18 protein-coding genes are annotated in these 24,877 nt (G+C 46.7%); 7 read left to right on the top strand and 11 right to left on the bottom strand.

The annotated features are described in order from the left end of the window. Positions 1 to 92: 92 nt before the first annotated feature. Positions 93 to 1,370, top strand: coding sequence for a sensor histidine kinase (locus NG796_RS19155; protein WP_261208496.1), 1,278 nt, complete (start codon positions 93 to 95; stop codon positions 1,368 to 1,370). Between the two features lie 232 nt (positions 1,371 to 1,602). Next, on the top strand, positions 1,603 to 2,775 hold the full coding sequence (locus NG796_RS19150; RefSeq protein ID WP_261208495.1) for an IscS subfamily cysteine desulfurase: 1,173 nt from the start codon (positions 1,603 to 1,605) through the stop codon (positions 2,773 to 2,775). Positions 2,776 to 3,085: 310 nt separating this feature from the next. On the opposite strand, the gene NG796_RS19145 is transcribed toward NG796_RS19150, so the two are convergent. Continuing rightward, positions 3,086 to 4,273, bottom strand: a complete 1,188-nt coding sequence (locus NG796_RS19145) for a glycosyltransferase family 4 protein (protein ID WP_261208494.1) — start codon at positions 4,271 to 4,273, stop codon at positions 3,086 to 3,088. 101 nt (positions 4,274 to 4,374) lie between these two features. Continuing rightward, on the bottom strand, positions 4,375 to 6,201 hold the full coding sequence (locus NG796_RS19140; protein ID WP_261208493.1) for a DUF2079 domain-containing protein: 1,827 nt from the start codon (positions 6,199 to 6,201) through the stop codon (positions 4,375 to 4,377). Between the two features lie 326 nt (positions 6,202 to 6,527). Between NG796_RS19140 and NG796_RS19135 the strand changes: the two genes are divergently transcribed. Beyond that, on the top strand, positions 6,528 to 7,685 hold the full coding sequence (locus NG796_RS19135) for a histidine kinase (protein ID WP_317619331.1): 1,158 nt from the start codon (positions 6,528 to 6,530) through the stop codon (positions 7,683 to 7,685). A 265-nt stretch (positions 7,686 to 7,950) separates the two neighbouring features. Here the strand turns inward: NG796_RS19135 and NG796_RS19130 are convergent, their stop codons facing one another. From NG796_RS19130 to NG796_RS19120, 3 genes are all read right to left on the bottom strand, one after another. Then, positions 7,951 to 9,513 carry a cation:proton antiporter gene (locus tag NG796_RS19130; protein ID WP_261208490.1) on the bottom strand — a complete coding sequence of 521 codons (1,563 nt, stop codon included), beginning with the start codon at positions 9,511 to 9,513 and terminating at the stop codon, positions 7,951 to 7,953. Positions 9,514 to 9,782: 269 nt separating this feature from the next. After that, positions 9,783 to 10,697 (bottom strand): SGNH/GDSL hydrolase family protein, encoded by a 915-nt coding sequence (locus tag NG796_RS19125; protein WP_261208489.1) that lies wholly within the window; start codon positions 10,695 to 10,697, stop codon positions 9,783 to 9,785. A gap of 959 nt (positions 10,698 to 11,656) precedes the next feature. Continuing rightward, a complete protein-coding gene (locus NG796_RS19120; protein ID WP_261208488.1) occupies positions 11,657 to 12,757 on the bottom strand; it encodes a BLUF domain-containing protein in 1,101 nt (366 codons plus the stop codon). A gap of 316 nt (positions 12,758 to 13,073) precedes the next feature. Between NG796_RS19120 and NG796_RS19115 the strand changes: the two genes are divergently transcribed. Together NG796_RS19115 and NG796_RS19110 are read left to right on the top strand one after the other, a co-directional pair. Then, a complete protein-coding gene (locus NG796_RS19115) occupies positions 13,074 to 13,940 on the top strand; it encodes a shikimate dehydrogenase (RefSeq protein WP_261208487.1) in 867 nt (288 codons plus the stop codon). 165 nt (positions 13,941 to 14,105) lie between these two features. Continuing rightward, positions 14,106 to 14,606 carry an FxLYD domain-containing protein gene (locus NG796_RS19110; protein WP_261208486.1) on the top strand — a complete coding sequence of 167 codons (501 nt, stop codon included), beginning with the start codon at positions 14,106 to 14,108 and terminating at the stop codon, positions 14,604 to 14,606. A gap of 105 nt (positions 14,607 to 14,711) precedes the next feature. Here NG796_RS19110 and NG796_RS19105 read toward each other — a convergent pair whose 3' ends face one another. From NG796_RS19105 to upp, 3 genes are all read right to left on the bottom strand, one after another. Continuing rightward, a complete protein-coding gene (locus NG796_RS19105; RefSeq protein ID WP_261208485.1) occupies positions 14,712 to 14,999 on the bottom strand; it encodes a YggT family protein in 288 nt (95 codons plus the stop codon). A 261-nt stretch (positions 15,000 to 15,260) separates the two neighbouring features. Then, on the bottom strand, positions 15,261 to 15,593 hold the full coding sequence (locus NG796_RS19100; RefSeq protein ID WP_261208484.1) for a hypothetical protein: 333 nt from the start codon (positions 15,591 to 15,593) through the stop codon (positions 15,261 to 15,263). Positions 15,594 to 15,863: 270 nt separating this feature from the next. After that, positions 15,864 to 16,517 carry a uracil phosphoribosyltransferase gene (gene upp / locus NG796_RS19095; protein WP_261208483.1) on the bottom strand — a complete coding sequence of 218 codons (654 nt, stop codon included), beginning with the start codon at positions 16,515 to 16,517 and terminating at the stop codon, positions 15,864 to 15,866. Between the two features lie 503 nt (positions 16,518 to 17,020). Here upp and crtH point away from each other — a divergent pair. Together crtH and NG796_RS19085 are read left to right on the top strand one after the other, a co-directional pair. Beyond that, positions 17,021 to 18,547, top strand: a complete 1,527-nt coding sequence (gene crtH, locus NG796_RS19090; RefSeq protein WP_261208481.1) for a carotenoid isomerase — start codon at positions 17,021 to 17,023, stop codon at positions 18,545 to 18,547. A 260-nt stretch (positions 18,548 to 18,807) separates the two neighbouring features. Then, entirely contained in the window at positions 18,808 to 20,070 is a 1,263-nt protein-coding gene (locus NG796_RS19085; RefSeq protein ID WP_261208480.1) for an endonuclease/exonuclease/phosphatase family protein, read from the top strand. 63 nt (positions 20,071 to 20,133) lie between these two features. Here NG796_RS19085 and NG796_RS19080 read toward each other — a convergent pair whose 3' ends face one another. The 3 genes from NG796_RS19080 to NG796_RS19070 form a co-directional block, all read right to left on the bottom strand. After that, positions 20,134 to 20,334, bottom strand: a complete 201-nt coding sequence (locus NG796_RS19080) for a hypothetical protein (RefSeq protein ID WP_261208479.1) — start codon at positions 20,332 to 20,334, stop codon at positions 20,134 to 20,136. A gap of 88 nt (positions 20,335 to 20,422) precedes the next feature. Further along, the gene (gene def, locus NG796_RS19075) at positions 20,423 to 20,986 is read right to left on the bottom strand and encodes a peptide deformylase (RefSeq protein ID WP_261208478.1); all 564 of its coding nucleotides are present in this window, start codon (positions 20,984 to 20,986) and stop codon (positions 20,423 to 20,425) included. Positions 20,987 to 21,148: 162 nt separating this feature from the next. Then, on the bottom strand, positions 21,149 to 24,574 hold the full coding sequence (locus tag NG796_RS19070) for a Calx-beta domain-containing protein (RefSeq protein WP_261208477.1): 3,426 nt from the start codon (positions 24,572 to 24,574) through the stop codon (positions 21,149 to 21,151). Between the last annotated feature and the right edge of the window lie 303 nt (positions 24,575 to 24,877).

The raw sequence follows: 24,877 nt of genomic DNA, 5'->3' as shown, positions 1-24,877 counted from the left end.
TAAATTATAATAAAATTCAGGGTCCGTTATTTTTTGAGTCCGAGGGCAAAGGGAAAAAATTAAAGGCAACAATTATCAATGATAACCAGATTATGGGTAAAATTTTAGCGATTGATGATGATATTACCGTGCAAATTGTGTTGCAAGACTTGCTCGAAAGTGAAGGTCATGATGTGGCGATCGCCTCCGATGGAGAGGAGGGTATCCATCAAGCAGAGCAACTCCGTCCTGATTTAATTATTTGCGATTGGATGATGCCCCACCTTGATGGATTAGCCGTCTGCAAGCACGTCAAAGCCAACCCCGCTTTATCCAGTACCTTTTTTATTCTTTTAACGGCCCGAGAATTGGTAACCGATCGCGTAATTGGGTTGGACTCCGGGGCCGATGATTTTCTCTCTAAACCTATTGATACTGAGGAACTCATGGCCCGGGTTCGCGCCGGATTACGCCTGAGTAAAACCCTCAAGGATTTACAACGCGCCCAGTCTCAATTAATTCAAAGCGAAAAAATGTCCAGCATTGGTCAACTCGTTGCTGGGGTCGCTCATGAAATCAATAATCCAGTTACCTTTATTTATAGCAATCTCAGTCATTTGCAAGAATATACTCAAGACTTAATTGACCTGGTGCAGTTGTATCAACAAGAAATGAATCAACCCAGTCAGGTGATTCAAAACAAACTCGAATCTATCGATTTGAATTTCATGTTGCAAGATTTGCCGAAAGTCATTGGTTCCATGCAACATGGAAGCGATCGCATTCGCAAAATTGTTTTATCTCTTCAAGAATTCACCCATTTTGAACGCTCCGGACTCCAGTGTATTCAAATTAATGAAGCCCTGGAAAATACTTTGTTAATTTTAGGTCATCGCTTACAATCTAACGAAACGTATCAAGAGATTCAGGTTGTTAAGAAATACGGTAAATTACCGTCTATTGAATCCTACGCCGCCCAAATTAATCAAGCTTTTTTGCAAATCCTCAATAATGCCCTTGATGCCATAGAAACTTCCCGTTTATATTCTGCTTCTAATCCTGGGTGTTTGACTATTCAGACTGAAACTTTAAACGAAAATAGAGTTTTGATTCGGATTGCCGATAATGGTCCGGGAATTCCCGACGCCGTTAAATCCCAAATTTTTGACCCATTTTTTAGTACAAAACCCGTCGGATCCGGAACGGGACTGGGATTATCAATGGTTTATCAAATTGTAGTACAGCAACATCAAGGGACGATAGAATGTATTTCTAATCCTCAAAAAGGAACCGAATTTAAAATTGAATTACCCATTCGGATTCAGTCAACTAAATCGAGCGATCGCCCGAGTATCAAGACTGAAGATTTTGCCTTGCAGCAACCGGATTGAGCCAGATTAAATCATAGAAACTTATGGATTTATCCCCTGATATCGGTTAAAATCTGACTAACAATATCATCCCCTAAGATGTTAAGGGATAAATTCCCCCTCTGCTCTTGCTACGGGTGAAAGAACCCAGAGATACCCGGCAACTTATCTTAAATCCCGTCCCTATTTCTAACTTGAGACTAATATAAGTTAAGCTAAAGCTATAGCCTAATTCTTTCCCCTAACATTGCTTATGTCCGATCGCCCCATTTATCTCGACTGTCATGCCACCACCCCTGTTGATCAACGGGTGATGCAGGCTATGTTACCTTATTTTACCGACTATTTTGGGAATCCTGCCAGCATCAATCATCAATATGGATGGGAAGCAGAAGCGGCAATTCAGCAAGCGAGAGAAACCCTAGCGGATGCTATTCATGCTACCCCAGAAGAAATTATTTTTACCAGTGGTGCAACGGAAGCCAATAATTTAGCCATTAAAGGGGTGGCGGAAAGTTATTTTCAAAAAGGACGGCATATCATTACCGTTCAAACGGAACATAATGCTGTTCTTGACCCTTGTGCCTACTTAGAAACTTTGGGATTTGAAATTACCTATTTGCCGGTTCAACCGGATGGATTGCTAGATTTATCCGAGTTAAAAAATGCTTTTCGGGCCGATACCGTATTGGTATCCGTCATGGCTGCAAATAATGAAATTGGGGTCTTACAACCGTTAAAAGAAATTGGGTTGCTTTGTAAAGAAAAGGGAATTATTTTTCATAGTGATGCCGCCCAAGCAATTGGCAAAATTCCCCTGGATGTGCAGGAAATGCAGGTGGATTTAATGTCATTAACGGCTCATAAAATATATGGACCGAAAGGGGTAGGTGCACTGTATGTTCGGCGGCGTAATCCTCGGGTGAAAATTGCCCCCCAGATTCATGGGGGAGGACATGAAAGAGGATTGCGATCAGGGACACTTTATGTCCCTCAAATTGTCGGATTTGCCAAAGCAGTGGAGTTAGGATTGGCAGAAATGGAGTCAGAATGCGATCGCCTAATAACATTGCGTCAGCGATTATGGGAACAATTCCAATCTTTGGAGTCGGTATTTTTGAATGGTCATCCTACCCAACGATTACCCGGTAACTTAAATATAAGTGTAGCCGGAGTGGATGGTCAAGCGTTATTGTTAGGACTGCAATCCGTGATGGCGGTATCGTCGGGTTCCGCTTGTACTTCGGCTAAAATTGCGCCGTCTCATGTGTTAGAGGCGATCGGGCGATCGCCGGAGTTGGCATTTGCTTCAGTACGATTTGGCATCGGGCGATTTAATACCGTTGAGGAGATTGATAGAGTGGCACAACAGGCGATTATGACAATAGAATCGTTGCGTAAAGTTCGGGGACGAGTGGTGAAATAGAATAATAACCCACGGATTTAACAGACTTTTACGGAAGGATTTGTTGATGAAATTGAGGGAGGTTGGTAGCGCAACTGGATGAATTTTTCTAACCCGATACCGACCCGGTAGGGCCGGTGATTCAGGGTTAGAATCCGAAGAGTGTAGGTGGGGTTTTGACTGTCCTAGGGTTGGTTTTGGAGCCAGAGAATGCAGCAATGGGGTAAGTTAGGGTGGGGAGGAAAGCAGAATTAGCCTGCCTACGCTTCGCTAAGACAGAAAACCGGCTGTTTACAAGGGGATGGGGTATGATGTGGAAATGCTCCTGGTATTACCAAACAATTTGCGATCGCTCATTCACCACTCGATGATAAACGGCTTCGGTTTGTTGTGCCAATTTCGGCCAACTAAATCGCTGTTTTAAATCCGCATAAGCATTATCAATCAACCACTGCACATACCCGGGATTTTTCAACACATCTAAAATTCCCCAAGCAAGGGAATCGGGATTATTCGTCCAAGTGACTACCCCGGTTTTAGTATGTTGAACCACTTCCGGTAATCCTCCAGTATCGGAAACAACTACAGGAACCCGCGCGGCAAAACTTTCTAAGGCGACAATCCCAAAAGGTTCATAGAGACTGGGGAAGACGGCACAATCGGCAACGGTTTGGAATTTGTGTAAATCATCCTCAAACATGAAGCCGGTAAAATAGCACTTATCCCAGATATTCAAAGCAGCGGCTAATTGTTTGAGGTGGTCGGTATTGCCACCGCCCACAATGGCAAATTTGACCAATCCGCCCATTTCCCAGAGAATTTTAGGGGCAGCTTTTAATAACACTTCTACGCCTTTTTCGTAGGTCATTCGACCCACATAGTAGACGATTTTTTCATGATCGCCCGCAAACTGACGGCGAAAAGTTTGGGCATCAAAATCTTGCCACCGGGGTTTTTTTTCGGCCCGGATGCCATTAAAAATGACGTCGATTTTATCCCCGGGACAGCCTAATGCTTGTTCCATTTCTCGGCGCATATAGTCGCTACAGACGATCGTCCGCCAAGAGTTGTACACCAAGTCTCCCTCTTTTTGGGCGATATAACGCTGGATGTCGTTATGAAGTCCATTGTTTCTTCCATGTTCAGTGGCATGGATAGTGGCAATCAGGGGAATTTTAAAGTGATGTTTGAGGGCGATCGCGGCATCGCCCACTAACCAATCATGGGCATGAATCAGGTCGAAGGGTCCTTCTTCTAAAATCAATTTCCCCCCATGACGTCCCATGCTCTCGTTCATGTTGGCAACCCAGTGGAAGAAGTCGTTTCCATGTTCGACAGGGACCCGATGCACGTCAATCCCTTCGAGTTGTTCATACATCGGGGCGTGACCAAATTCCATCGTCACTAAATGGACGGAATGGCCCAATTTCACCAACTCCGGATATAATTCCGCAACGTGACGTGCAATCCCCCCGACAATCCGGGGAGGAAACTCCCAAGTGAGTACCAGAATTTTCATGGACGCAGATTACACAAGTTTAGGTTTAGATAGAACTGACATTTTGCACCATTCTCAATCTCCTGCTAAATCGGCACCTTCTTCAGGTGCCTTCTTTTCGCTTACGCATCCGGTTTCAATAATGGCTCAATCTCTTCACGATACCGCTGCCATGCCGCTAATGCGACTGAATCTGATGGAGTTTGTCGGCGCATTAAAATGACTCCCTGTTCAAATCCAATGATGCCATATTGGTCCGTGGCATGGAGTTGTTCGATAAAGGGGACTAAATCCCGAAACAGGGCGCGATCATGTGTGAAAGCGGGGAGATATTGTTGGAGTTGCCACAAGTCGGCGATCGCATATTCGACGTTGACTTCTTCTGAGGCATCATTGCGGAACCGCAAAAACGGAAAGCGCAGAATTTCTCGCCGTCCCGATAGGGAAGGTACTAAATAGGTGGTCGCGGATACACTGGCATCCGGGGGAATCTGAGACATGAGATTCCGGATATGGCGACTATGTTGCCACTGCTGCGGTAGGGAAACGTACACCCAGGGGTTGATGGAGTCGGGGATAATAAAATAAAAGGTGCGATTCGGGTTGGAGGTAAAGGTAAACAACAGGGACAACCCGATGCAAATGGCCCAAAAGCGCTGCATGGAAAGTTTGAGCAGTTTCGGATGGGTTTCCCACCAGTGGTCGGCTTTTTTGCGCAGGGGTTCAAGGATGCGATTGAGGCGATCGCCCCAGGTGGCAATCTTGCCGGTTAATAAATTGGTCTCCGGGGTTTGCTTGGGTTCATTGATAGGGACCGGCGGTGGGGTGGGTTTATTCCAGAGTCCCTGGCGAATCACGTCCCGGACTGGGGTTTGCAAGGACTGTTGCCGGTAGGACCACCAGAGGATTGTGCCATAACACAGACCGGGCACAACGGTCATGGCATAGCGGATATTAATCGATAAGGCGGTTTGACCTTGCTGCAAGAAAATCGCCAACAGGGGAAATCCAGCGATCGCCCAAGCGGTGGGGGAGAACGCGGGAATAAAGGCCAAGGGCAACCATTGTCCCAGGAGATACTTTATTTTTCCCCCAATTGGGGTGATAATCTCCCAAATCACCAATCCCGGTTGGCTGATAAAAGCCCAAAGAATCTCTAACGTTGTTGCTTCTTCTTTATCCACATACTGCCCGAATCGTTCAATGGTGAACCGGCGAGAAATATCGTCGGAAAACAGGGGCATGATCAGGTTGGTCAAAAGGGCAATATAGGTGAAACTGAGGGTACAAATCGCTAATCCGCGTTTAGGATAGCGTTTGCTAAGAATCATGTACACTCCGACGCCAAAGAGGGAGATGCCGCCATCGGCCCGGACGGCTAAAATGCAGAGGGCCAGGGGCCAAAAGAGCCACCACCACCGTTTTTCCATTGCCAGCAACAGACTGAAGACAAAGAGGGGCATCTGAAAGTTGTCATGGAAGTTGGAGAGGGTGGGACCGGCGATCGCATTGGCCGCATAATAGCTCACGGCAATCCAACTGGCGATCGCTGGTTCTAAATAGACTCGGGCCAGGAAATAGAGTACCCCTCCCGCAGCGGTGACCATCGTCACATGGAGCACGCTCAAAGTGACGGGAGAGGGAAACAGACTGTAAATGGGTAGCCAGAGTAACAGGGCCGGGGTAAAATGTTGTCCGAGACGGTGATAGGAAACGTCCGGGACTTCTCCACTATGGACAACATTGGTGGAAAGGCCCGAGGACAGAGAACTTTGGAACAATCGTCCCTGGCTGCTATTCCAAAAGACCTGGTTAAAAATTCCCTGGTCAAAAGAGGCGTAAAAGGTGTAGTAGCGGTGGAGGGTGAAGACCATAGTCACCACAAAAAAGGCGATCGCAACTGTGACCACCAACCGCCCCCCTGATTTTTTCTGCAAGTTTGACAACATTCCTCGCTTAAGTCTTAAGAAAATGTTAAGGTTTGACAACTAACGTTTGGGTGTCTCAACGGGTTAAAAGTTGAGGTTCGATTGGGTGGGTTTAGACCCGTAGGAAGGCCCTAGCTCTTTTCCTTGTGGGTAGTCAAGTCGTGACAAGAGTCAAATCATTTTTACTCTTTCACGAATCGACAATAAACAGGATAATTTATAAATATAAAGAAAAACAAAAGAACCACTAGGGCGATCGAGTCACTTGTCTCCAGCTCAAAATCAGTGTTACTTTTTTAGCCGCCTTGCCGCAAGGGGATTGCATGAGGGCAGTTCCGGAAAAAACCATGCATCAGAACGATGAAGCACCTTTACAGCTTGTCTTATTTGTTGATAGGCGTCCCAGATCGAGTGAACAAATTCGCCGAATCCGCAGTTATTTTCAGAAATTGCGGACAGGTATCCCCTTTGACTTGGAGATCATTGACGTCAGCGAACAGCCTTATTTGGCGGAACAGTTTAAACTGGTAGCGACTCCGGCTTTGATTAAACTCCACCCGGGACCCCGACAAGTTCTAGCAGGCAGCAATTTAGTCGCGGAACTTGATAAGTGGTGGGATCGGTGGCAAAAGTCTGTAGAAGACTATCTCAGCAAGCAGACATCAGAAGAAGCGATCGGCCATTACCCAAGGAAAAGCATCTCTTCTCAACTGGCACATTCTGCCGAATTAATGGAACTCTCCGATGAAATTTTTCGGCTGAAGCAAGAAAAAGAAGAACTGCTGGACCAACTCCATTTCAAGGACCGCCTGATTGCCATGTTAGCCCATGAGTTGCGCAATCCCCTGACGGCAGCCTCCCTAGCTTTAGAAACCCTAGAAATCACTTACAAACCCGAAAAAACTCTCAATCCCGAGGCGGCATCAGCACTGCGGGCCAGATTAATTTACCATGCTCGCACTCAAACCCGCCTCATTGATCGCATGATCTCAGATATCCTCGTTGCTGCTCATAGCACAAATAGTTCCGAGTTTCACATTCATCCCCAAAAGCTAGACCTCAAAACCCTAACGTTGAACATCCTAGAAAATTTCAAAGACCGTTTATCTGCGAAATCCCATACCCTAAAAACTGACATTCCCAACGATTTACCCTCGGTTTATGCCGATGGAGAACGAGTGCGTCAGGTGATTGTAAATCTGGTGGATAATGCGATTAAGTACACTCCCCAAGGCGGAAAAATTGAAGTGTGTATCTTGCACCGCACGACACAAAAGGTTCAAGTTAGCGTAATCGATACGGGTCTAGGAATTCCCCCAGAAAATCAGGAGCATATTTTTGAGGACAAATTTCGCCTCAAGCGCGATGAAGAAAAAGATGGGTATGGAATCGGTTTAGGCTTATGTAAGCGCTTAATCCGAGCGAATTGTGGGGAAATTTGGGTGGATTCTTATCGCAATAAAGGTAGTGCATTTCACTTTACTTTACCTGTTTATCGACAGTAAAAACGAGTCGATTAACGATTAAATTAAGTCCAGCAGACCGGCGGTTTTCAAACTCCCGGCGGTCTCTCAAGCTGGGTCAAAACGGGAAATGGATTTTAATACAAAGACAGGAGTGTTCTGATTAATACCAAATCCGGTTGCCAAAAGTCAGTTTTCTCTCTTAGCCCGCGCAGGCGGGCTTTGTCTGCAAGTGTCCCACCGTTGAAGGGTGTGGCGTTTTTTAAACTACAACCGGATTCCATATAACACCCTCGGTTGGTAGTTTTCAATCCCCTCCTTTGAGTACATCTTGTAAGAAGGGCGCTAAATCGCGATTCAGCCGACCCGATCGCACAAATTCGGCATAAGTATCCGCTTCGATCGCCAGGAGTTCTTCTTTGAATTGTTCTCGGGCAAAATCCTGGAGTTCCGGTTGTTTACTTCGCATCTGGTTAATGTTATTTTGAATGTCGTTGAGTTGTCCTTCTACCAGGGCAATTTGATACCGATAAAACTCCCAATCAATATCGGGTCCCTCTTGTCCTTCTTTCAAGTGATTCAAGACTCGTTGGAGTGCAGCGCGACGGGCGATCGCCTCTAAATAGTTCTGGCGGACGGTTTGATCTCCCAACAAATTCAAGACTTTAAGCAGGGGTTTGGTGGTTAAACCCTGAACCAGTAAGGTAAATAAAACTACCCCAAATACGGTAGCAATAATTTCCTCTCGCGCTTCTAAAATCATCGGCACAGACAAGGCTAAGGCGATGGATACGGAACCGCGCAATCCTCCCCACCATAAAACGGTTTGTTGCCGAAGATTGATGTCAGATTTTACTAGGAAATTGCTCAAGCCTCCTAGGGTATAAATGGCGATCGCCCGGGTGACTAACATCGCACCTAGAGTAATGGCGATGGTATCTAAATTATTGGCAAGGGAAGCAAACTGAATTTGGTCGCCAATCAGCAAAAAAACGATGGAGTTGACAAAAAAGGCTAAAAACTCCCAAAATTCGCTGACAATCAGCCTCGTGCGCGGATTCATGCCAATTCGCGAGCCAAAATTACCCAAGATTAACCCCACCGTCACGACGCCAATCACCCCAGAACCCCCCAGTTCTTCGACGACAAGATAGGTTCCGTAGGCGGAGACTAGGGTTAAGGATTGTTCCACGAGGGGTAAATCAAAGCGTTGGGTGAGGTAGGAAATCCCAAATCCGATTAAGCTGCCGATGCCGATCCCAATGCCGACAAAAGCCGCAAATTGAGCGATCGTCCCGCGTAGTTCCAAGTGACTGGTTCCTAATGCCAGTCCCACTAGCAAGCTAAAGGCAACCACCGCTACGCCGTCATTGAACAAACTTTCCCCTTCCATCAGGGTGGAGAGGCGTTTTTCGACCCCAAGTTCTCGAAATAGCGCAATCACCGAAATCGGGTCCGTGGCGGAGAGACTCGCGCCGATTAACAAGGCGGTAGCTAGGGGAATGGTTGCTAACTGATTGAGGGCGATCGCAATCCCGATGACAGAAATCAGGACGCCGAGAATTGCATACAAACTCACCGGCACTAAATCTCGTTTTAAGTCCTGCCAGCGCAGATTCCAGGCGGCTTCAAATAACAACGGGGGCAAAAATATGGACAGGATCAGCGCCGGGGAGAGGTTGACGAGGCGCACATCCACGAAGGCTAATCCTAATCCGACGATCACTAACAACAGGGTGTAGGGAATTTGTCGTACCCAGCTAAAAACTTGCGGGAGTGTCGCGACACTCAGGGAAACGGTGAGGACAAGGAGAAAGCGTTCTAAATTTTGTTGGATTAACGCTTCACTTGTAGTCGGTTCTATTGACATGACGACACATTAAATGAGGTTCTCTAGTAATGACAGGTCATTCTTTCGATTTCGTTTTAGCATACCGTTTCACCGCCTTTAGGTTGCAGAAAGTTTGGTTACCTGAAAAGCAACTCAGATAGGACAGGTTACAAATATTATAATCCTGACCCTGAAGAGTCTTCTCCCCTTGGGTTTAGAGAGGCGATCGCTTTAGAAACTAAAATTTTGAACAAAACCCCCTTAGAAAAGGGGGCTTTAATCTTCTGAATCTCCCCACTTAAAGAAAATTAACGAGTAGAAAAGGGAGATACATGACGGCGTTTGCGTAACGATCCTGCGCCGACTAAACCAAATGCTAATACTCCCAATACGGAAGTGGGTTCAGGAATAGAAACCGAGTCGTCTGGTCCGGGAGTTTCAACGACGATCGGATCTTTAGGAGGTTGACCTAGATTAGAGGCGGAAACAATCCCATCAAACCATGCATTGGCTAAGGTGGTGTAACCCTGGGGTTTGAAGTGAATTCCATCATAGAGATCATTCAGGGTAAACAAATTACGGGTATCTACAAAAGAGAGGTTATTCTGTTGATAGCGATCGCTGCCTAACAGACCGGGAATCATATTATTGTATAAAGCGGCTTCTTGGGATAATCCTTGATTGGGGGCTAACGGGGCGATCGAGCTAATCAATACCGAAACATCGGAAGACCAAGCAAAGATTTTATCAATTAAGGTACCCAGTTCATTAATGGTTTCCTGGGCTGTTGTATTCTGAAAGATAAAGTCGTTAGTTCCTGCCATCAACAGGATGACATCGGGAGTGGCGGCATTCAGCCAGTTATCGATATTGGACATCAAATCACCCGCCCCAGCATAGGTAGAACCGCTAATCGCATATCCACCATGACCCTCATGATTGCGATCAAATCCATAGGATTGATTCCAACTGTTGGGAGGATTTGTCGTCGCACTCCCGACAAAATCAACATTAAATCCACTGTTATTCAGCAGCATCCAAAGGTCATCTCGATAGCCTGCGATATCCTCACCTCGGCCTCGGGTATTAGAATCCCCTAATGGCATAATTTTAAGGGGATTGGATTGGGTTAATGAAAAGGCTTGTACCGTGGAAGAGGTTGCACCCAGAAGGACAAGGGTCGCGAAACCGGCAGATGTCAGGGTTAAATTGATGTTTTTCATGTTGTAATACCTCTCAAAATTAATCAAAATTAGTCAAAATAAGTGACATAGAAGGGGGACAGGGATTCTATACAAGGCGAAAAGTTAGACGATTTAGGGTTGAATTTCCCCAGTAGAACTTAGCGTGATTTTTCACCCTAGGGTCGCCGTTAGAAACCGCTTTTTTTACAAAAATTCACCGATTTGTCAACAAAATAGATTCAGGAACCCGGTTTGTTGTTCTATCTATGCCATACCGACTCGGAAGCCGGAGGAAACAGGATATCTTTCAAACAGTCTATTCCTTTAACCCCACCCGGCATAGGGTTGAGGATTTTTCGGGTAACCTTCGTTTATTAGTTTGCTCTATGTTCTAATTCAGTCCCTCTATCTTTGTGCTGACTTTGGGGAAGAGTCGAAATTTGCTTTGAATATACAGGGATTCCCCATCAAGAAAGCGGTTTGAAACCCCGTATCTTGAGCCGATTATTTACGGGTTTTGTTGATACAGGCGGTTTAGATCGTTATTTCTGGGATGAGGAAGAAGGTTAAAAATTCGTGCAAAAGACCCCGGTTATACCCGGTTTTAGGTCAAGACATACATAAAATTTTATAAATGTCAATCTGTAAATACGGTGAAAAAATAGGGGGTCTTGAGGAGAAAGAGAGTCTATGGAGGCTGATTAAAAAGTCAGTTCACCGATGGATGTGAGTCCCTTGGAAAAGCAAGTTCCTTGATTCATTTAAAGCTATTATAAAGTTTTTGAAAAAATCCGGAGAAGGTTTATGAAAATTTTATAGTTTGTTCATGGCGATCGCCACGGATAGATTCCCGTCACGGTATCCTAGCGTTCCCTCATTTTGGAAACCCAACCCACCAAGGCAACTCCTCTTGCATCTATCCGCGTCCATGTGCCGATGTTCCTAACACTGATGCTAGAGTCAGGTTGAGTCCAGATGCACCCCATCCACGGACTTCCTTATAGCGGCAAACTTTTTACCCCAAAAATCTGACTGGGTTGGCGATCGCCCACTCGTTCCAAATAATGCCCAATATTCCGAGCAATTTCTAATCCTCCGCTGGATTTCCGCGTCATTTCATTATCAATTGAATAAATATCAATCGATTCCGATTTCCCTTTCAAAGCCGAATCCGCCAGCCAGATAAAATTCCAAGCTTTCAGAGCACTCGTTTTGACCTCCCCTGAAAAAACCAGGGCTTGGGAAAGCTGACGAGTTAAGGCTTCCAATCGAGCCGCTACATTCACCGCATCTCCTAATATAGTATAATCTTTCTTCAACTCTGAACCAATATTTCCCTCAATCACTTTCCCTTTGGCTAACCCAATCCCACTGTAGAGTACCCGCAACGGGCTCCCTTCTGGGGCAGCATTTCGTAAGATTTCCAGTTCGGTCAAAATATCTAAACTGGCTTGAATGGCTTCATCGGCGCAGTCCCCATCAAAATAAGCCATCACACAATCCCCAATAAACTTAGTTACCTCTCCCCCATGCAGAGTAATGATGGCGGTACAAATTGAAAAATAACTATTCACCACGGAGATCACCTCTTCTACCGGCAGTTTCTCAGCAAAGGTAGAAAACGAAACAATATCGCTAAAAAATACAATTTTTTCTACGGCTTTGGGCCGGATAGTAAGGGGATTAGTCCCTTGACTAATAATTTTAAAAATACTAGGTTGTGTATATTTTTCTAACACACGGTGGGATTCGGTGAGAGTCTGCAATAAGACTTTAATGGGTCGAATTAACAAATCGGTATTTTCATCCAGATTAATCGTTTGCATCGACCAATCAGGAAACATTCTTTCATCAACTTCCATTTCGGATTTTAAGCAAAGAATATCCGTATGACGATCATCGGTGAGAATTCGTTCATAAATGCGGTCAATTTTCTCCGCGTCGCCTTCTAGGATTTGAAAAAATATCCCTTCCAGACAAAGTAATACTCCGGTGACATTCGCTTGTTGATTGTTTTGGCTGGATACCCGACCGATCGCATTGATTTCGTCACGAGAAAGGGTGCGGGAAAATTTACTAATATAGGTGAGTCTTTTCATGATACAATTTTAGTCCACTAAAGCAAAATAGCGCCGCCAACCTGAACCATCAATGCCAGCATCTGGAAACAGGTAGGACAGCACAGGGTTATTTCTGTACAAATCACCGATTAACCTCAACAACCCTAATGTTTCGGTAAAATCCCCTGATGTTGAGTGTTTTACAAATAGCCAGCCCTTGAGAACCCTGACCCGATCGCCCTTTTTGTACGGTTCTTATTCAAAATTGTGACATAAAATCAAGGGGCGGGACAGTAGTTAGAACCCTACTCTAACCGTATTCACGAAAAGATTTCAGGATCCGCTTTTTTAGACCATGCCAACGATTACAGGAACAACTCAATTACTCGGGGTCATCGGCTATCCGGTGAAGCATTCCCTTTCTCCGGTGATGCACAATGCGGCGATCGCCGAAATGGGAGTAGATTTTGTCTATCTGCCTTGGCCGATCGCCCCGTCCGATTTATCCACTGCCCTTGCTGGTTTCGCTGCTATCGGAGTGCGTGGATTTAGCATTACCATTCCTCACAAACAGGCCATTATTCCTCTCTTATCAGAGATTTCTCCCGTTGCTCAAGCCGTGGGCGCGGTGAATACCGTCTGGCGCACTCCCACCGGGTGGGCAGGCACCAATACCGATGTAGAAGGATTTCTCGCCCCGTTGCAGCGTTGCGATCGCCCCTGGAATCAAACCCTCGCCGTTATTTTAGGGGCCGGTGGTGCTGCGCGGGCGGTAGTCGCCGGTTTAGCCCAGTTAGGCTGTGCCAAAATCTGTGTCGTGGGCCGCAATTTCGAGAAATTGCAGGCATTTCAAACCAGTTGGCAAGATTCCCCTTGGACGCTCAATCTCTCGGTCCATGACGGGTCAGAACTGCCGCAATTGCTACCCCAGGCGGGATTACTGGTGAACTCCACCCCGGTGGGAATGTATCCGGAGGTGGCGCAGTCGCCGGTGACCCCAGACCTCCTCGCCACCCTTCCCCAAGGGGCGATCGCCTATGATCTAATCTACACCCCCAGTCCTACGGAATTTTTACGACAGGCGCAGGCAGTGGGTGCAGTGGCGATCGATGGTTCAGAAATGTTAGTTCGACAAGGGGCTGCCGCCTTACAAATTTGGCTCGATCGCCCGGTGCCCGTTGATATCATGGGTCAAGCACTCCGTCAGCATTTACAGGGATAACCCCTCTTCCTTAACTCCTTCAAACCCCAGGGTTTAGACCTTCTTTGGAAGGCTTTTTCCCCGACCCTCCTTCGCGGTAAGCTAGGTTTTAGCTTTGTTGTTGAAGCGCCCGCCTATCTTTAATTTTGTTGAATTCCAAACCTTCCCTAATTCCGAGGTCTTTTGATGATCAAATCTCTGCAACTCTCCCTCCCTAAAACCGGGCGATTCTTCCCGTTAAAGAGGATAATTCTTCCCATCGCGATCGCGATTGTCTTGTTCTGGTTTAGTCCTCCCGCTTTAGCCCTCACCGATATCCAAGTTGCCAATATCGCCTACAAAGATTGTGGTGAAGAACTCTCCGAGGGCATTGTAGCCAGTGGTGATATGAGCGCTGCCAACTGTTTTATCATTAGCGGAACTGCTAAAAATACCTCCGGCAAACCCGTTTATGATGCGGATGTATTTGGCGTGATTTATGATGCCAATGGTAACAATATCATGCCCAATCGCACTCGCCTCGGTAATATTCAGTCGGTCCCCCCAGGAAATAGCGATTTTGAGTTCAGAATCTCCGTTCCGGCGAATCTCCCCACACCCTTCAAATTAGAAAAATTCAAGGCGCGGGGATTTAGTGGGCAGGTCAAACCGTTACTCTATGACAACAGTCTCGATAGTCTGGATTAAGCTGAATTTCCTCAACAAAAAGCGGCGAGATCAGACTCGCCGCTTTTGTGCTCTGGAGTAACTGGGGAATTGGGAGTTCCAAGGGAAAACGGTCCATCAGGGGCTTTAAAACCCTAATGCTGCACTGGCTGATAAACTGCCAAAGATCCCCGAAACGAATTGCAAAAGTAAAATTGCCAACATCGGGGAAAGGTCGATTCCCCCTAAAGGTGGAATAAAAGAACGGAAAATATTCAAGTAGGGATCCGTGAGCTGACTGACAATGGAAAACGGCGGATCGTACCAGTTGATATTGGGAAACCAACTTAAGAGAACCCGAATGATCAACAGAACGAAATAAATTTGAAAAAATGCAGCTAGGGTGCTGAAAATCAAGTCTAGTGCGGGATTCATTATGGTTGATTGGCTTGGATTATCTGAATTTTAAGCTCGATCGAGCCTTGTTTTTAGTGTAGTCGATCGCCGAATCTTTATGAAGTCGGGTTTCCGAATCGCAAAGGAATCGGGCGATCGCTACCCGAAATTTAGTCGGACGGGACCTGAAACCGGGTTTTTTTCCCTCTTTTATCGGGAATCACCAGAGATTTTGTCAAAAAACCCGGTTTCTCATCGCTCCTGTACTAGGGTCCTAATTGTGGCAGCATCTGAATCGGATTAGGATTCTTCCACCAAAGTGGAAATGTTGTCGGTTTCATCCACTGTAGTCCCGTTGACATGGCTCAGTTGTTGGCGCACATCATCGATCGCATCATTGAGTTGAGCGATTTTGTTTTCCAAGGAACGCCGTGCCGTTTCCATGCCTGCTTGTTCGGCAAACTGCCGTTTTTTCAGCTTTCGGGGTCTAGGTTCGGGACGGTTCCCGTTTTCCGGTGGCTTATTCTCTTCTGCCAGTTTTGCACCGACGACTGCCCCGATCGCTCCACCCACGATGCCACCTAAAATCGTTCCCAGTAAAAATCCGCCTGCAAAATTATCTCGATTACTCATTGGCTTACCCTGTCTGGAGTTGCTGCTGGTTTCACTTGTGGCTTATTAATTTCTACCCTGGGAATCTCGGGTCCCGGAACCCCTCTAATGCTGGATATAATAACACATTGGGGCGGGTACTCTCCTGTTCTTTAGTTCCGGCGAAACCCTCGCCACCGCGACACACCGGCAGCTTGTTAATGCTCCTGAAGGCGTTGCTGTAGCATTGCTCAAGGGTCAAAGTCCCCCTTAACAAGGGGGATTCAGGGGGATCGTTCGGAACTCAGGCGATCAAAAAGTTGCAAAGGCGCGATCGCCTGCATCTCCCAATCCAGGCACAATATAACCTTGCTCATTGAGACTTTCATCAATGCAAGCGGTATAGATATTCAAACTCGGATAGGCTTGACTCAATTTTTGCAAGGCGGGGGATGCCACCACCACCGACAAAATCCGAACCAGCCCGGGATCCACACCGCGCTCAGTCAGCATCGCCATTGTTGCCATAATTGTCCCCCCGGTTGCCAACATCGGTTCGCAAATCAGCACGCGGGTTTGAGGGTCAATTTGATCCGGGAGTTTGTTTAAATAACAGCGCGCTTCCAGGGTTTCTTCATCCCGGACCATACCTAAATGATACACCGCTGCCAAAGGGAGCACGGGTTGCACCCCTTCCATGAGCGCTAATCCCGCACGCAGAATCGGCACTACCACAACCGGCACTTGCGGATTCACAAAGGTGGCGGGACAAGGAGCCAGGGGAGTTTCGATGGTCGTTTCTATCACCGGCAACCACTCGCGGCAGGCTTCATAGGTTAGCCAGCGTCCTAATTCAGTGATGGCACTCCGAAAAAGGGCCGGTGGGGTTGATGCATCCCGCGCCACCCCAAGCCAATGCTTGATTAACGGATGCGGCGGCACATAAACTCGCATTTGTATGGTCATGGGCTTTCACAGGCGATCGCTTGTCTTAAATTCTAGGTTGGAGACCAGACCGATTGTACTGCCTTCGGGGTCTGCTGCGTTCATCTGGGGCGATCGTTTTCTGTAGCCGATTCTGTTACCTGTTGTTAACTCGCAGATTAGCTGAAAAATTTTTCTGAAAAAACTTCTCAATAAGTATTGACAAAGATTTTCAATAAGTCTATATTGAGATTACTAAAGTGTTCTCCTCTCAAAAAGGATCGGCAGGCGGGATTGGTCAGCAATAGCGGCTAGTCCCGTATTTCTTTTGGGGGTGGGTGCAAAGCTTGGGGATGAGAATAACCGAATCCCCTGCGCCCCTGACCTAAAATTTCCCTTACAATAACCCCATAGCTTGCGGCATTGTCTGTAAAACCGGCATCTAGCGGTCCCGAAAATCGAACAGGGCTCCAGATGCGGGTGCAGTGCAATGTAGTTCAGCTATGCCATTCATAACCCTTTAGGCGATCGCAAGACTTCGACTCATGGCAGTTGCTTCCACCCTAACCTCACCCCAAACTGAGAATTTTGATGTTATCGTTATCGGTTCTGGCATTGGCGGACTCGTTACCGCAACCCAACTCGCCGCCAAAGGAGCCAAGGTCCTAGTCCTGGAAAGCTACACCATTCCCGGAGGCAGTTCTGGATCCTTTGAGCGCAACGGCTATTGCTTTGACCAAGGGGCCTCGATGATCTTCGGATTTGGGGACAAAGGCACCACGAACCTGCTGACTCGTGCCCTCGATGCGGTCAAAGTCCACCTCGAAACCGTCCCAGATCCGGTTCAGATCCATTATCACCTCCCGGAAGGACTGGACCTAGAAGTTCATCGGGATTATGAGAAATTTTTGCAAGAACTGGGCAGCCGCTTTCCTCATGAACGGGAGGGAATTCGCCAATTTTACGATGAATGCTGGAACGTATTCAACTGCCTGAATGCCATGCCGTTACTGTCCCTGGAAGAACCCCGCTATCTGACGCAGGTGTTTTTCCAGCATCCCCTCGCCTGTTTGGGGTTAGTCAAATATCTGCCTCTGAATGCCGGAGATATTGCCCGCAAGTATATCAAAGATCCGGCCCTCCTCAAATTTATCGATATCGAATGCTATTGCTGGTCCGTGGTGCCAGCAGACATGACTCCCATGATTAATGCTGGAATGGTGTTTTCCGATCGCCACTATGGTGGGATTAATTATCCTAAAGGCGGCGTGGGACAAATTGCTAAGAAATTAGCCGAAGGATTAGTCAATGCTGGAAGTACCATTCGCTATCAATCCCGGGTCGATAAGATTATCACAGAAAAAGGACAGGCCGTGGGGGTAAAATTGACCACAGGAGCAGAATATCGAGCCAAACGGATTGTGTCAAATGCGACGCGATGGGATACCTTTGACAAATTATTGAGCGATCGCCAATTGCCTCGGAAAGAAGAAAGCTGGCGCAATCGCTATCGCAAATCACCCAGTTTTATTAGCTTGCATTTAGGCGTAGAAGCGAGAGTATTGCCGCCGGATACCGCTTGTCATCATATTGTCTTAGACCAGTGGAAGAAGATGGAAGAACCCGAGGGGACAATTTTTGTGTCGATTCCCACCCTTTTGGATCCGAGTTTAGCCCCGGAGGGATATCATATCATTCATACCTTTACCCCGAGTTGGATTAAAGATTGGGAGGGAATGTCATCGGAAGAGTATGAAGAAAAAAAGGAAGAAGCAGCAGGACGAATTATTGAGCGTTTAGAAGAGATTTTTCCCGGTTTAGATGCGGGATTGGATTATATGGAAGTGGGAACACCGCGATCGCACCGCAGGTTTTTAAATCGGGTCGATGGGACTTATGGACCCATTCCCCGACGCAAGTTATGGGGATTGTTGGGAATGCCATTTAACCGCACTTCAATTCCGGGATTGTACTGTGTGGGAGATAGTACCTTCCCAGGACAAGGATTAAATGCGGTGGCTTTTTCTGGGTTTGCCTGCGCCCATAGAATTGGGGTAGATTTAGGATTATAGAGCAGAAAAGTAACCGATACAATTAGGCTTTGGGGAATAACAAAGTAATGGCGACTGCCATTACTTTGGGCGATTAGGAAATCATCAAACGTACTGGATTACTAGAAAAATTCATGGCTAAATCCCAGAAATTTTTGTAAGCTTTTTCATCCACTAGCCCAAATTAATGGCGAATTTTATTAATTATTTCTTTAAGGTATTTAGCAAGTTACTCCGAGGTTTAAGCCGTAAAAAATATGGATAAATTCATAACTACAGGAATGACTATTGCTGTCCCGGCCTTACTTCTTTTTTTCAGTATTCATTCTACTGGAAAAACGGGAAATTCAGCAATTTGGTCTGGATTACAGAACTTAGGCGGGCCGTTTAAATTATTGGGAGGTCTGTTGTTTTTAGTGGGAGTCGGTTTAGTCGTGAATGCGGTGATTAATGGCTGCATTGATACATTTTTGATAAAAATTTATCAGAAACGCAGACAATTAGAACCCGCAGATAAACTTTTAGCAGAAATTGACCAATTCCCTCTTTCATACCCTTTAAAAATTCAAATTAAATGGGTGATTTTACACAATGAAACTCCAAAATTAACAATAGTTAATTTTTTAGGTATGGATAGTTTCAAATTAGGGGTTTGTGGATTAATTTGTCTTTCTATAATGGGATATTTGGGCCAGGTTTCCTATCTGTTGGATTTAACTTCTCATTTTAAGCTGCAATATTTGATAGGAGGAATAATTGGGTTATTTTATTTTGCTTTTAAACGGCGTAAGCCTTGGATTATTGTTAGTTTAATTTGTATTTTGTTGAATTTGGCAGAAATTGCACCTTGGTACTGGCCCAATCCAGCGATCGCCACCCCGGTTCAATCTTCAATTCCCCTGAAAGTTTTGCAGTCCAACCTTTTATTTCAAAATAAAAATTACGAAAAACTCCTAAAGTTTGTCCGCCAAGAAACTCCCGATATTGCTGCATTTATGGAGGTTAAAGGAGAATGGAATGCACAGTTAGAAACCTTACGGGATATTCTGCCTTATGCAGTATTAAAAGGAGATATTGCTTTGTATAGTTCTCTACCCTTAAAACGGGTTTATGAGGGCAGTTTAGATTCCGAAAAACGAGGGGTTGTCGCCCAAATATCGTTGCCGGAAAAAGTCTTGACTATTTTGTTAGCGCATACTCAGATTCCCGTCTCAAAAAACCTATTTAAAAAGCGAAATCAGCAGTTAGAAGCGATTGCTGACTATGTAGCCCCTTTAAACAACCCAGCCTTAGTTCTAGGAGATTTTAATATCAGCCTATGGTCTCCTATTTATAGAAAGTTTGTCAAAAATTCCAACCTTCAAAATGCACGTTCAGGGTTTGGAATCATGCCCACTTGGCCTACCCCTAACCCCCTGCTTTCCATCCCTATCGATCATTGTTTCGTCAATCGAGAAATCCAAGTTTTAAACACTCGAAAAGGACCTAATATTGGCTCTGATCATCTACCCCTGGTGACAGATTTAGGAGTTTTAAAAGAGTAGGGTAGAGAAGACCCACCCTACCTTAAAAATGATACTTGCCAAACCCGATGAGAGAGGGGCAAATCAGCTAGAAGATCTGGCGTCACGCACCGCCGCTAAGAAGAATAAAACCACGCTAGGAACGCTAACTGCCAAAATGATCGTAGTGGCGACTGCGCCGAGTTCCGGTTGTCCAGAAGAGAGTTCAAAAATCGAACCCACCGAGGCGATCGCCGCCACACAGGAAGCGCCCAGAAAGAGGGAAGTTTTGGGAGACATGAACATGAGAAACCCTGACCAATAAAGGATGACTACCTGACAATTTAAGCATGAAAAAACGGTTAACCCCTAATAGTTAACCGTTGACTCTTTTCTAAAGGATAGATTTAACGTCTTTCGTCGAAAACCCTTGTTTGACAAGTTCCTCAGTTAGCGCCAGGTGATTTTCCACGCGATCGACAAAGAGTACACCATTGAGGTGATCCATTTCATGCTGAATGCAGCGAGAGACAATCCCTTTCGCCGTCATTTTTTGAGGACGTCCCCGTTCATCTTTATACGCCACTTCGATAATTTCGGGACGTTTGACGTCCAAATAAACCCCGGGAATACTCAGACAGCCTTCTTGATAAGTGCATTCATCGCCGCCGAATTTCTTAATCACCGGATTGATCAGGACCAGAGGCGGAGTTGCCGGGTTTTCCAAATCGCAATCTACCACAATCACTTGTTTTTGGACCCCCACTTGAGGGGCCGCCAATCCAATGCCATCCGCCGTGTACATACTTTGGAGCATTTCCCGCACCAGTTGGCGGATCTCCGCATCTACTTGAGCCACGCGCTTGGCAGACTGACGCAAATCGCGATCGCCGAGATAACGAATATCCCGAGGTGGATGCTCTAACTTTTTCTTTTCGACAAGAACTTGAGAACTCATGAACTTAGGGGGTGCGGTTTCCGGCTAGGGTTTAATCTAGGCTTGTTATCTCGATCTTAACCTATTGATACAAAAGCCGCAGAGTCTCCCCTTCTCAAGGTTGGGGAGACTTCGGCTAAAGGGTTGAGGCTTAAGAGGCATTAACCCCAATAGACACTCTTCTTAGTTTAAGAACGTCAGACTGCCCCTAGGGATTGTTCCTAGATCGTAAGCTGTTCCATCTACTATCTCAACGTCGATAGTCTTGGGAGCATCATCATTCGGATTGTCAATAGGAGTTAACGGAACTAACACCGAACTTTGTCCCGCAGTAAAGTTAATTGTGCCGGGTAATGCCGTGTAGTCCGTGCCCGGTTGAGCCGTCCCGGCAGGGTTATAGTTCACGCTTAGGGGGATCGCTTTATCGCCAAACCGGATAAATTGGAACTGGTTACCCGTCGGAGGATCAGCCAAGATATCGGCAGCCCGTGGCTGTACACTGATTTGGGGAGTCTCATTATCTTCAAGGGTAACCACACTCTGGGATTGTCCCTCTTTAACTTCATAAACCTGGGTAGCATCCGTTGAGCCTTGCAGGGTTATACGAACTGTTTCATCCAGTTCTGTATTATTATCATCCAAAGCCCGAACCTCAACGGTGGCGAAGGAGGCACCATCTGCAATCACTACTTGCCCAGTCAACAGGTCATAATCTACACCATCGGACGCAGTCCCGCCCCGGCCATAATTGACGGTCAAAGCTCCCGAGGTGATCGGATTACCAGCACTATCTTCTCGAAAGATGGTCAAGAGAGTCTGAGGGGTTTCTCCTTCCTTAATCCGTTCCGTAGCTGGACTGATGCGGACAATCGGTGAGTCATTATCAATCAGGAGAACTTCCCCTTCTTGCTTATCACTGGCGAGGTTGTAATCAGCCGTTTCATTCAGGATGAGCTTAATGAATTCACTCCCTTCGGGCAAACTGTCCTCAGTCGGATTGATGGTAATGGTAGCAAAGGAAGTTCCTTCGGGAATGAAGACGCTATTGCTACCCAAGGTGAAGGCTGCATCATTTAAGAGAGCATTGTAATCTTGACCTTCGACTGCGGCTTCTGGATCGGTGGGTTCTGCCGGTGCTGTGGTATCCACCCGATAAGAAACCGTTAAACCCCCGGCAGGAGCAAGGACTTCAGCACCATTGGCATCTCGCAGGGCGATCGTGAACACCCCTTCTCGGGTAGCCTCGCCTTGTAGGTCCCCCTGTGCGGCTTCAAACCCTTCATTTCCTGGGGGAGTCACCTCAATACTGACAACCAGTTGATCAATATCTTCAATTTGCAGGGGTGCCGGGGTGGTACTGAGTTCTACCTCCCCTCTGGGATTGGTCAAGGATAAGTTGACGGTTTTGAGACCATCCACTCGACTCACTGTCCCGCGTAAAATTGCTGTAGCTGGGAGTTGAATGGTTTTAGTTGCGGTTTCCCCATCCGCAAAGGATACGGCAACCTCAACTGCCGCAAAATCTTCTCCCACAATCCCCGCTTCTGCGGGTGGATTTGTACTCGGGGAACCGGCAGCCAGAGAGATATCAGCGCCTACTTCGCCGCTGCTACCATTGACTCGACGGACCTGGACTTCTCGGACCACGCTTCCATCTTCCTTAACTCTGAAACTCCCTTCTGCTGGAATGACAAACTCTAACTCTCCTGGATTATCATCGTCGATAATTTCTACGGTGGCTGTAGATTGGCTACCTAAAACCGCAGTACCGGTGAGATTGGTCAGTTGTAAGCTAATCGTTTCCGTATCTTCGGCGAGGGTATCGTTAAGGATGGGAATAGTAACCTGTTGTGAGGTGGTATCTCCCTCTGCAAACTGGATAGGAAACGGGAAAACATTCTGATAATCGTTTACCGCTGTTGCAGTTCCTGGATTGCTTTGAAGAACCACATCGGCAGTAATCACCCCTTCGGTACTATTGCCGCGAGTCACGGTGACTAGCATCGCTTCGGGAGTCCCATCTTCATTAATTCGGTAGGTGGCATTGCTAAATTGAATGACACTCTCTTCAGGTTCGGGTTCGGGTTCGGGTTCGGGTTCCGGGATTTCAGGAACATTGACAATCGGAGGGGTGGGGATGTCTGGGAGTGGCTCTGCCTCCGGCGGTGGCGGTGGTGGTGGCGGTGCGAGTGGGGGTAGGAAATCATCCCGGGTAATCGCGCTGGCACTGACATTTTGCAAAATGGTAACGGTACCAGTCAGCCGATCCAAAATGACGGTATTAACTGTCCCGTTGGCGTCGATCTCTTCGCGGAGGTCGAGATCATCAAAGGTGATGCCATCGGCTAAAAGTAGGAAATCTTGCCCATCGGTAAAGTCGGTAATCAAGTTTCGCGTCTGTTGCAAAAATCCTAATCCCGGGGAAATTACAAATTGGTCTGACCCTGGGCCGCCGGTGAGGGTATTGCTACCCACTCCGCCAAAAATTACGTCATTGCCTTTATCGCCAAACAGCAGGTCATTTCCATCCTCGCCTCGAAGGGTGTCGTTATCTTGACCGCCGTAAATGATATCGTCTCCAAAACTGCCGTCCAGGAGATCGTTCCCCTCGTTGCCTAGGAGTAGATCATTCCCTTGACCCCCATTTACGAAGTCATCGCCGAGATTGCCAAAGAGGACATCATTGCCTTTGTCCCCAAATACTTGGTCATTCTCTTGTCCACCATAGGCTGTATCATCTCCTTGACCTCCATACAGGACATCATTTCCTCGGTTGCCAAAGAGGATATCATTGCCTTCGTTGCCAAATAGAATATCGTTGCCGGAGCCACCGTAGGCGATATCATTGCCTTCGTTTCCGTAAAGTATGTCGTTTCCTGCACCAACGAATTCCCCTGTGAGGTCGTCACCGTAGAGGATGTCGTCACCGGCACCGCCAATTACGAGGTCGTTGCCTTCGTTGCCATTGAGGATGTCAGCGCCCTCTTCCCCGTAGAGGGTATCGTTGTTGAGGCCACCAGCGAGAATATCATTGTCCAGGCCACCATAGAGCAGGTCGCTGCCATCATCGCCTGAGAGGAAGTCCTCTCCTGCCTCACCAATGATGAGGTCGTTGTCTTTGCCACCATAGATGGAGTCGTTCCCGGTTTCCCCGTTGAGGGTATCGTCACCCTGATTACCGAAAAGGCGGTCATTGCCGATGCCACCAAAAATGAGGTCGTTGCCAAATCCTTCGGAGAGAGGGAGTCCGTCGCGAGTTAAGTCTCCGAAGAGGAAGTCGTCCCCTTTATTGCCTTGAATGATGTCGTTACCGGGACCACCGGCGATCGTGTCGTTGCCTTGGTTTCCCAGGAGGCTATCGTTACCTACATTTCCGTAGAGGGTATCATCTCCGTCATTGCCCACGATGGTATCGTCAGCCTGGGAGCCAATAATGGTATCATCTCCACCTTGGCCTTGAATGATTTGTAGTAAGGATAAGTCTAAAAAAATTCCCTCTTCCTCTAAAGTTCGAGAGGATTCTAGGGGATCGCTTTCATCTAATCCGGGAATAGTGGATCCTGGAAGGTTTGTTGCCAGGGGATTGTTCGGTTCGCTAATTTCTGCCATTTTGGGAATTCTCTCTACAGAGTGGTTTGGGTGAATACTAAACTCATTAATCGGAGTTTTTCAAGGCCGATCGCTCGGCTACATCATCAAAAAGTAGGGGTTGTCATGGATTCTCGACATTGGCGATCGCTCAGTAATGCTTAGACGAACTCAAGATATATTCAATAAAAATTGCACCCTCCTTCTGTTTTTGCGATAGTTTTTTTGAAAATGCACGCATTCTGTCTAATGGGACAATGGCAGTGCATTAGTGAACCGAAAATGAGGAACCCTAGATTCATGGGTAGTCCCGATTTTGGAGGC

It is taken from the genome of Laspinema sp. D2d (assembly GCF_025370755.1).
Lineage (GTDB): Bacteria > Cyanobacteriota > Cyanobacteriia > Cyanobacteriales > Laspinemataceae > Laspinema.
Note: the sequence above shows the minus strand (reverse complement) of the source record. Positions and strands in the feature narration are given on the sequence as shown.